We start from the raw sequence: 7,604 nt of genomic DNA on the forward strand, positions 1-7,604 counted from the left end.
GACGTCCTGGCCGCCGAAGTGCCATCCGACCCGATAGCCCAAGCAGGAGACGATGATGTGCGCCAGCCGCCAGGCAATCGTGGTCACCGGCGCCGCGCCGGAAGGCGGAGCCGGGGGCCGGCGGGCAGAGCGGTCAGGTGGCGTCGATGGCGCCGGTCAGCAGCAGGGCCAGGACCAGGGTGCCCAGCGCGACCCGGTACAGCACGAAGACGTACAGGGTGTGGTGGGCGACGTAACGCAGCAACCAGGCGATGGCCGCGTACCCGATGCCGAACGCGATGAGGGTGGCCACGATCGTCTGGGCCACTGTGGGCACTGACGTGCCCGGCGCGGACGGTTCGAAGACGTCCCCGAGGCTGAACACCCCGGACATCACCACCGCCGGGATGGCCAGCAGGAACGAGTACCGTGCCGCCGCCTCCCGGGTCAGGTTGAGCAGCAGGCCGGCGGTGAGCGTGCCGCCGGAGCGGGACACCCCGGGGACCAGCGCCATCGCCTGGGCGAAGCCCATCACGATGCCGTCCTTCATCCGGAAGTTCTCCAGGGTGCGGGTCTGCCGCCCCCAGTACTCGGCGAACGCCAACACGAAGGCGAACACGATCAGCGTGGTCGCCACCACCCACAGGTTGCGCCCGGCGGTCTTGATCTGGTCCTTGAACACGAAACCGAACAGCCCGATCGGGATCGAGCCGACGATCACGTACCAGCCCATCCGGTAGTCGAGGCTGGAGCGGACCGACTTGTCCCGGATGCCCACCAACCAGGTCCGGGTGATCCGCCAGATGTCCTTGGCAAAGTAGATCAGCACTGCCGCTTCGGTGCCGAGCTGGGTGACCGCTGTGAACGACGCGCCGGCGTCGCGGTCGAAGAAGATCGCCGAGGTGATCCGCAGATGCCCCGACGAGCTGACCGGAAGGAACTCGGTCAGTCCCTGGACGATGCCCAGGACGATGGCCTCGACCCAGGTCACTCGCCGACTCCCGAGAGGTCGAGAGCCTCGGCGACGGTACGCAGGGTCTGCACACCGCTGTCCCGGTCGGCCACGAAGAGGGTCACCGACAGCGTGGTGACGCCGGCCGCGGCGTACTCCCGCATCCGCTCGGCGATGCGCTCCTTCGGGCCGAGCAGCGAGGTGCGGTCGATGAACTCCATGGGTACGGCGGCTGCGGCGTCGCGCTGCCGCTTGGCCAGGTACAGGTCCTGCACCTCGCGGGCGGCGTCGCCGTAGCCCATCCGGGTGGCGAGCTGGTTGTAGAAGTTCTGCTGCCGGCTGCCCATTCCGCCCACGTAGAGCGCGGCGTACCAGCGGACGAGTTCGGCGCAGGAGGCCACGTCGTCGCCGATCACCACGGGCACCGACGGCACCACGTCGAACCCGGCCAACTCCTTGCCGACCTTGGCCCGCCCGGCTCGGACCGAGGCGAGTTGCTCCTCGGCGAACTCCGGGGCGTAGAACACCGCCAGCCAGCCGTCGGCGATCTCGCCGGCCAGCTCCAGGTTCTTCGGGCCGACCGCGGCCAGGTAGATCGGTATGTGCTCGCGGGGTGGGTGGAAGCCCAGTCGAAGGGCCTTGCCCGGGCCGTCCGGCAGCGGCAGGGTGTAGTGCTCGCCGTCGTACGCCACCTCCTTGCGGGCGATGGCCAACTTGACGATGTCGACGAACTCGCGGGTCCGGGCCAGCGGCTTGGCGAAACGCACGCCGTGCCACCCCTCGGACACCTGCGGGCCGGACACACCCAGGCCGAGCCGGAACCGGCCGCCGGAGAGCGCGTCGATCGTGGCGGCGGTCATGGCGGTGGCCGCCGGCGTACGGGCGGGGATCTGCATCACCGCGGCGCCGACGTCGATCCGTTCGGTCTGGCCGGCCATCCAGGCGAGCATGCTGGGCGAGTCGGAGCCGTAGGCCTCCGCCGCCCACACCACCGAATAGCCCAGCCGGTCCGCCTCCTGGGCCAGCGCCAGGTGGTCGGCCGGTGTGCTCCACGCCGTCTGGTATCCGAGACTGAGCCCGAGTCGCACTGGTCCTCCCCCATCCGTGGCACAGGTCGCCCCAGGTTACGCAATGCCGATAACGGACTCGATCACCGGCTCGACCCCTTTGATCCCCCCTCCATCGGGGCAGCCCGGGGCGGCGGAACCGGCAGAACCGGCAGAGATACGGGAGCGAGGATATCCGTGGCGGCAGGTTCGAAATAAGGTTCACCCATGCAACAGCGACCGCTCGGCCGAAGCGGGCTGGCGGTTTCCCGGCTCGCGCTCGGCACCATGACCTGGGGCCGGGACACCGACGCCGACGATGCGGCCGCTCAGCTGAAGAGTTACCTCGACGCGGGCGGCAACCTGATCGACACCGCCGACGTGTACGGCGACGGCGACGCCGAGTCGGTGATCGGCTCGCTGCTGGGCTCCCTCGTCCCCCGTGAGGAGCTGCTCATCGCCACCAAGGCCGGGTTGCGCCCCGGCAGTGGCCGACGTCGGGACGGCTCCCGGGGACATCTGCTGCGTACGTTGGACGCGTCGCTGCGCCGGCTCGGCACCGACCACGTCGACCTGTTCCAGGTGCACGGGTACGACCCGGACACCCCTCTGGAGGAGACCCTGGCCGCCCTGGACCACGCGGTGGCCAGCGGCAAGGTCCGCTACGTCGGGGTGTCGAACTTCTCTGGCTGGCAGACCGCGCGGGCCGCCGCCTGGCAGACCGCCTGGCCGGGGCGGGCGCCAGTGGTCGCGTCCCAGGTGGAGTATTCGCTGCTGGAGCGGGGCGTGGAGCGGGAGGTGCTGCCCGCGTGTGACGCGCTCGGCCTCGGCGTGCTGCCCTGGTCGCCGCTGGGCCGGGGCGTGCTCACCGGCAAGTACCGGCACGGCCGTCCGGCCGACTCCCGGGCCGCGTCGCCGCACTTCGAACGGTTCGTCTCGACCTACCTGGAGCCGCGCTGCTCCAGCATCGTGGAGGCGGTGGCCACAGCGGCGGGCGGGTTGGGGGTGTCTCCGTTGGAGGTGGCGTTGGCCTGGATCCGGGACCGGCCCGGCGTGACCGCGCCGATCCTCGGCGCGCGGACCGTCGGGCAGTTGCTCGGCGCGCTCGCAGTGGAGCGGATCACCCTGCCCGAGGAGATCACCACCGCGCTGGACGACGTCTCCGCGGTGCCGGTCGGCTACCCCGAACGCGACGGCTGACCAGCCGGCCGGGTCGCGGGTGGCCCCGCACGCCCGGATACGGCTGGCCCCGCAGGCCGGGTCACGGCTGGCCCCGCGCGCCGGGTCACGGCTGGGGGCGCTGCCCGGGGAGGTCGTGGATCGCGGTCAGGAAGCGCGACTGGTCGTCGCGGAGCGCGGGCTGGGTGAGCCGGATCCACGAGCCGTCGTCGAAGACGATCGTGGACGTCAGCTGCACGAGCCCGGTCGCGCCGCGCTCCGAGTCGATCCGGGCCACCCGGTCGCGTCGCACGCCCCACAGCACCCGCGGTTGCCGTCGGTCGGGCCGGTCGGCGTCGGGGCGCGGGCCCATCCGCAGCAGGTGCAGGTGCGTGTCGGTCACCGCCAGCGGGGTGCCGTTGTAACGCTCCAGGAAGAGCAGCAGGCTGCCGGCGAGGGTGGCCAGGTCGCCGCTGAAGACGAACCGGCGACGGTAGGCGATCTCGGCGAGCTGCTCGGCCAACGGGCGGTACAGGCTGAGCCGAAACAAGGCGCGGAACGCCTCCTGCTCCTCGGTGAGCGGGATGGGATCCCGCTGCACCCGCTGGTGTGGTGGGGCCGGCTCCGGTTCGGCCGCCTCCGGCACACCGGCGGCGACGGCACCAGCCTTGCCGGGCAGCAGCAGCACGCCAGCGGCCAGCCGTACCGGCGTCAGCACCGCGTCCACCCAGACCACCGGGTTGACGATGTTGAGGAGCCCGAACAGCACCTTCGGGTCGAGGGAGTCGACGAACTCGTCGGCCATCACATCGGCGAGCTGCCGACCTGCCTTGTGGGTCTGCGGGACGCGGACCGGGCCGAGCCCCACATAGCGCAGCTCCTGCCCGGGCAGCAGCGGTGCGACGAGAGCGCGTTCGGGTTCGTCGCTGGTGCGGAACTCGTCGCGCAGCTCACGGGCCTTGTCCCGGGCGGCCCGCGCGCCGCCGAGCACCGCGTCGGTGAACCGACCGAGCCGGCCTCGCTCCCCTGACATCACGCGTTCCTCTCTACCGGCCCGCCGGCTGACCCGCCGGCGGCTGCCCGAAGACATTCTGGTCGATCCAGTCCGCCCCGCCCTGCACCGCCTGGTCGATCTGGTCGCCGACCTGCTCGCCACCGGGAACGGAAAGCCCACTGGTCAACGCGACAGTCCCCCAGGTGACACCGTGCACGACGGAGTTCGGCACGTTCCACGGCAGGTTCGTCGCCCAGTCCCGGGCGATCACCCGGGCCCCGTCGGCGACCCCGTGCGCCCGCAGCGCGGCGGCTCGTTCGAGGGCGCCCATGTCGAACGGGGCACCGGACTTGCCCAGCTTGTAGGTGCCCTTCGTGGGGTCGAAAACCTTGTGGAACCACTTGTCGGCCTTGCCGGCGGCGTGCCGCTTGTCGGCGTACTTCTTGCCGGTACGCAGCTTGTCCTGCAACGTGACCAACTTGTCGAGGTGTGCCTGCAGCTTGCGCAGGGCCAGCATGACCCGCTGGAGCAGGCGGATGACCTTCTGCAGGTGCGCCGCCAGTGGCCGGATGACCTTCAGCATCCGGGTGACGACGACCAGGGCCCTGGCCACTGTCACGCCCACGCCGACCGCCCAGGACGCCCCCATGGTCACCGGAGCCATCAGCAACGCCGTCACCAGCGTCACCAGGAGGAAGTTCACGAACTCCACGCAGAGGTCCACGAGCACGTCGTGCACGGTCTGCAGGCCGTCGGCGACACTGCGCAGGTATTCCGCGGTCGCGGCGAACTGCTCGGCGACGTCGAGGAGTTGCTGCTCCACCTCGGCCAACCGCTGGCCGTACGCCACACCGGACGGTGAGCGCCAGCCGGCCTGCGCGGACTCCCTGGCACCGCGGTGCCCCTGGGCCAGGTCGCGCACCTGCGCGGCCAGCGCGTCCCACTCGGCGGCCTTCGCGCGCAGCACGGCGGGCTCGCCGTCGACCATGTCGACGAGCTGGATCAGTGGCCAGGCAAGGGTCCGGCAGACACTGTCGACGGCGTCCTGCACCCCGGAGAGCGCGCTGTCCAGGCCGTTCCACAGTTGGACGGCGCTGCCGGCCGGACCGCTCATCCGGGCAGGCCCGACTGGATGGCCTTGAACCCGGCGTCGAGATCCCGTTCGTTGTGCTCGTACGCCTCGACAGTGTCAGCCAGCGCCGTGGCGACCCGGCCGAACGCGGCGTTCGCGGTGGCGAACAACTCCTTGCCGCCGGTGACCTGCTCGGCGTACTTGTCGCGGAGCATGTCGCTGGCGAACGGCAGGTGACCGAAGGCGTCCGACGGCACGTCGCCGGCCGAGACGATCTGCCGCTCCAGCGCGGCCAGCGAGCTGGCGACCTGCTTGGCGGCTGTCTCCAGTCGACGGACCGCCTGCACGTCGACATCGATATCCGGTGGCATGCCGTTCCTCCCCCATGAGTCGAGCGCACCGACGATACGATCTCCCGGCCGCCGGGCACCACCCGGCCGCACCATCCACGGGGAGGGATCTCATGACGGACCCGACGTCCGCGTTCGACGCGCTCGCCGGGCGGATCGCCGACATCGAGCGCCGGTTCGCGGGCCTCCGCGACGACCTGGCCGAGCTGTCCGGCACCGCTGTCGACGAGAGCGGGCTGGTCTCGGCGACCGTCGACGCCACCGGCGCGCTGACCGGCCTCACCCTCGCGCCCGCCGCCCTGCGCGTCGGCACGGAGGGGGTGGCCGAGTTGGTGCTCGACGCGTACCGGCGGGCTCGGGAGGTCGCCTCCGGGCACGTCGACGAGCACACCGAGGGGTTGGACGTCGCGCTCGGCGCGGGGCTCGGCGACCTGTTCGGCACGCCGGGGGACTTCTCGGCGCTGGGCCGGCTGGAGGAGACCGTGGCCCGGCTCGGGCGGCTGGACGACCGCCTGCCGGGCGCACCGGCGTGACGTCGCCGTCGCCGACCTGGCCGGAGATCGCCGCTCGACTGCGGGACACCGTCGCCCGCTGCGACCGGGACACCGACCTGGAGCTCTCCACCGGCCCACGCGGGATCCGGCTGCTGGTGCGCCGCCGGGTGGTGCGGGTGATCTGCCCCGGCCACGACGAGGCACGCCTGGCCGCGCTCGGCTGGCACCGCCCGACCGGTGACGAGGGCTGGTGGTACGAGACGGAGCGCACTCCGGAGCAGGTGCAGCGGCTCAGTGTGTTCGTGACCCGTACCGCCGCCGAGGTCTTGACCGACGAGCCGGGAACGCTCTCCTGCCGGGCGCTGCCGCCAGCCGCGCGCCCCGGCCCGGCGGCGTCGCCAGCCGCTCAACCTGGCCCGACGGTGCCGGCCGCGCGGCCCAGAACGACCGCGCCGGCCACTCAGCCTGGACCAGCGGTGCCGGCCACTCAGCCTGGACCAGCGGTGCCGGCCACTCAGCCTGAACCAGCGGTGCCGGCCACGCGACCTGGATCGGCGTCCGCCGTTGACGCGGAGCCGGCGGTGGTGGCGGTGCTCGCGGCCGCCGTCGGCCGGCGCGACCTGCCCGGCTACCTCGGAGCGCTGGCCGGCACCACTGTGTGCGTCCCCCTGGCCGGGGAACCGACACCGGACGCCGACTTCCCGTGGACGGTGGTCGGCGACGCGACCGGCGCGCCGCTGCTGCCGGTCTTCACCTCGCCGGGGGCGCTCGCCGCGTTCAGCGGGGACGGGGTGCCGTTCGTCGCGCTGCCCTGCGCGGAGCTGTTCGAGGACTGGCCGGACCCGTCCTGGGGGCTGGCGGTCGACCCGGGCAGCGCCCGAGCGGTCGCCCTGGCCGCCCCGGCCCTCGCCGCCCTGCTGACGGCCAACGCCCCCGCGGGCTGACTTCGCGCCAAGGCGGGGCGACGACGAAGCGCACGGCACCGCACCGCACCGCACCGCCTCGCCGATCATGGAGTTGTGGTGGGCGACAAGGTCGCCGCAACAGGGCCAAATCAGGCACCAAGACTCCATGATCGACCCGACCGGGGCCGGCATCTTCAGGATTTGCCCTCCCACCTGGGGCACCTCGGCGACCGAACCGCAAGATCGGCGCGACGGGGCACGGGGCGGCACGAACCGCCCGCGGTGGCGTCGTTGGTCACTCCGGAGGGGGTGGCGAACGGCCGCTGGGCTGGGCAGCATGGAGGCATGGACTACGAGTACGCGCCACTGCGGCTGCCGCCGAACGTCGACCGGTTGACCGCCGCGGCGCAGTTGGCGATCCAGGCGGAGTTCTCCGGATGGGAGTTGGCCCGGGTGCGGCTGTACCGGGACGGCACGCGGCAGGTGGTGCTGCGTCGTCGGAGGGTCAACCAGCCGCAGCCGGGTCTGTCGTACTGACGACCGGGCGGTGCCGCCCGAGGCCGGGGGAATCGCCGCTGACCGGCCAGCATGGCCTGGGTGGGGTCCACACTTGCCGACGGTGAGGCGCCGTGCCAGAAGTTGCGCTGGTTCGGG

Annotated in this window: 9 protein-coding genes and 1 pseudogene; 4 read left to right on the forward strand and 6 right to left on the reverse strand. The window is 72.3% G+C overall.

The annotated features are described in order from the left end of the window. The 3 genes and pseudogenes from AB0C20_RS33580 to AB0C20_RS33590 form a co-directional block, all read right to left on the reverse strand. Window positions 1–93: pseudogene (locus AB0C20_RS33580) on the reverse strand (DinB family protein); the annotation flags it as partial. 40 nt (window positions 94–133) lie between these two features. Further along, complete coding sequence (locus AB0C20_RS33585) at window positions 134–970, reverse strand: undecaprenyl-diphosphate phosphatase (RefSeq protein ID WP_357186692.1); 837 nt, start codon at window positions 968–970, stop codon at window positions 134–136. Next, the gene (locus AB0C20_RS33590) at window positions 967–2,019 is read right to left on the reverse strand and encodes an LLM class F420-dependent oxidoreductase (protein WP_030332780.1); all 1,053 of its coding nucleotides are present in this window, start codon (window positions 2,017–2,019) and stop codon (window positions 967–969) included. The genes AB0C20_RS33585 and AB0C20_RS33590 overlap by 4 nt, the downstream gene beginning before the upstream one ends. A 186-nt stretch (window positions 2,020–2,205) precedes the next feature. On the opposite strand from AB0C20_RS33590, the gene AB0C20_RS33595 reads away from it, so the two are divergent. Next, window positions 2,206–3,177, forward strand: a complete 972-nt coding sequence (locus tag AB0C20_RS33595; protein ID WP_112587412.1) for an aldo/keto reductase — start codon at window positions 2,206–2,208, stop codon at window positions 3,175–3,177. 85 nt (window positions 3,178–3,262) lie between these two features. Here the strand turns inward: AB0C20_RS33595 and AB0C20_RS33600 are convergent, their stop codons facing one another. From AB0C20_RS33600 to AB0C20_RS33610, 3 genes are read right to left on the reverse strand one after another with little or no spacing between them, the layout of a single operon-like run. Beyond that, window positions 3,263–4,168, reverse strand: a complete 906-nt coding sequence (locus tag AB0C20_RS33600; protein WP_357569512.1) for a hypothetical protein — start codon at window positions 4,166–4,168, stop codon at window positions 3,263–3,265. Window positions 4,169–4,181: 13 nt separating this feature from the next. Continuing rightward, the gene (locus AB0C20_RS33605) at window positions 4,182–5,243 is read right to left on the reverse strand and encodes a WXG100 family type VII secretion target (protein WP_357569513.1); all 1,062 of its coding nucleotides are present in this window, start codon (window positions 5,241–5,243) and stop codon (window positions 4,182–4,184) included. Then, entirely contained in the window at window positions 5,240–5,572 is a 333-nt protein-coding gene (locus tag AB0C20_RS33610) for a hypothetical protein (protein WP_238685858.1), read from the reverse strand. The genes AB0C20_RS33605 and AB0C20_RS33610 overlap by 4 nt, the downstream gene beginning before the upstream one ends. Window positions 5,573–5,664: 92 nt before the next feature. On the opposite strand from AB0C20_RS33610, the gene AB0C20_RS33615 reads away from it, so the two are divergent. The 3 genes from AB0C20_RS33615 (at window position 5,665) to AB0C20_RS33625 (ending at window position 7,487) form a co-directional block, all read left to right on the forward strand. Further along, window positions 5,665–6,084, forward strand: a complete 420-nt coding sequence (locus AB0C20_RS33615; protein WP_266302641.1) for a YbaB/EbfC family nucleoid-associated protein — start codon at window positions 5,665–5,667, stop codon at window positions 6,082–6,084. After that, window positions 6,081–6,989 carry an SseB family protein gene (locus AB0C20_RS33620; protein ID WP_357569514.1) on the forward strand — a complete coding sequence of 303 codons (909 nt, stop codon included), beginning with the start codon at window positions 6,081–6,083 and terminating at the stop codon, window positions 6,987–6,989. The genes AB0C20_RS33615 and AB0C20_RS33620 overlap by 4 nt, the downstream gene beginning before the upstream one ends. Window positions 6,990–7,295: 306 nt before the next feature. Further along, entirely contained in the window at window positions 7,296–7,487 is a 192-nt protein-coding gene (locus AB0C20_RS33625) for a DUF5703 family protein (RefSeq protein WP_013734349.1), read from the forward strand. The last annotated feature ends 117 nt before the right edge of the window (window positions 7,488–7,604 follow it).

Origin of the sequence: Micromonospora sp. NPDC048843, from assembly GCF_040649965.1 — a bacterium.
GTDB classification, from domain to species: Bacteria; Actinomycetota; Actinomycetes; order Mycobacteriales; family Micromonosporaceae; genus Micromonospora; species Micromonospora hortensis.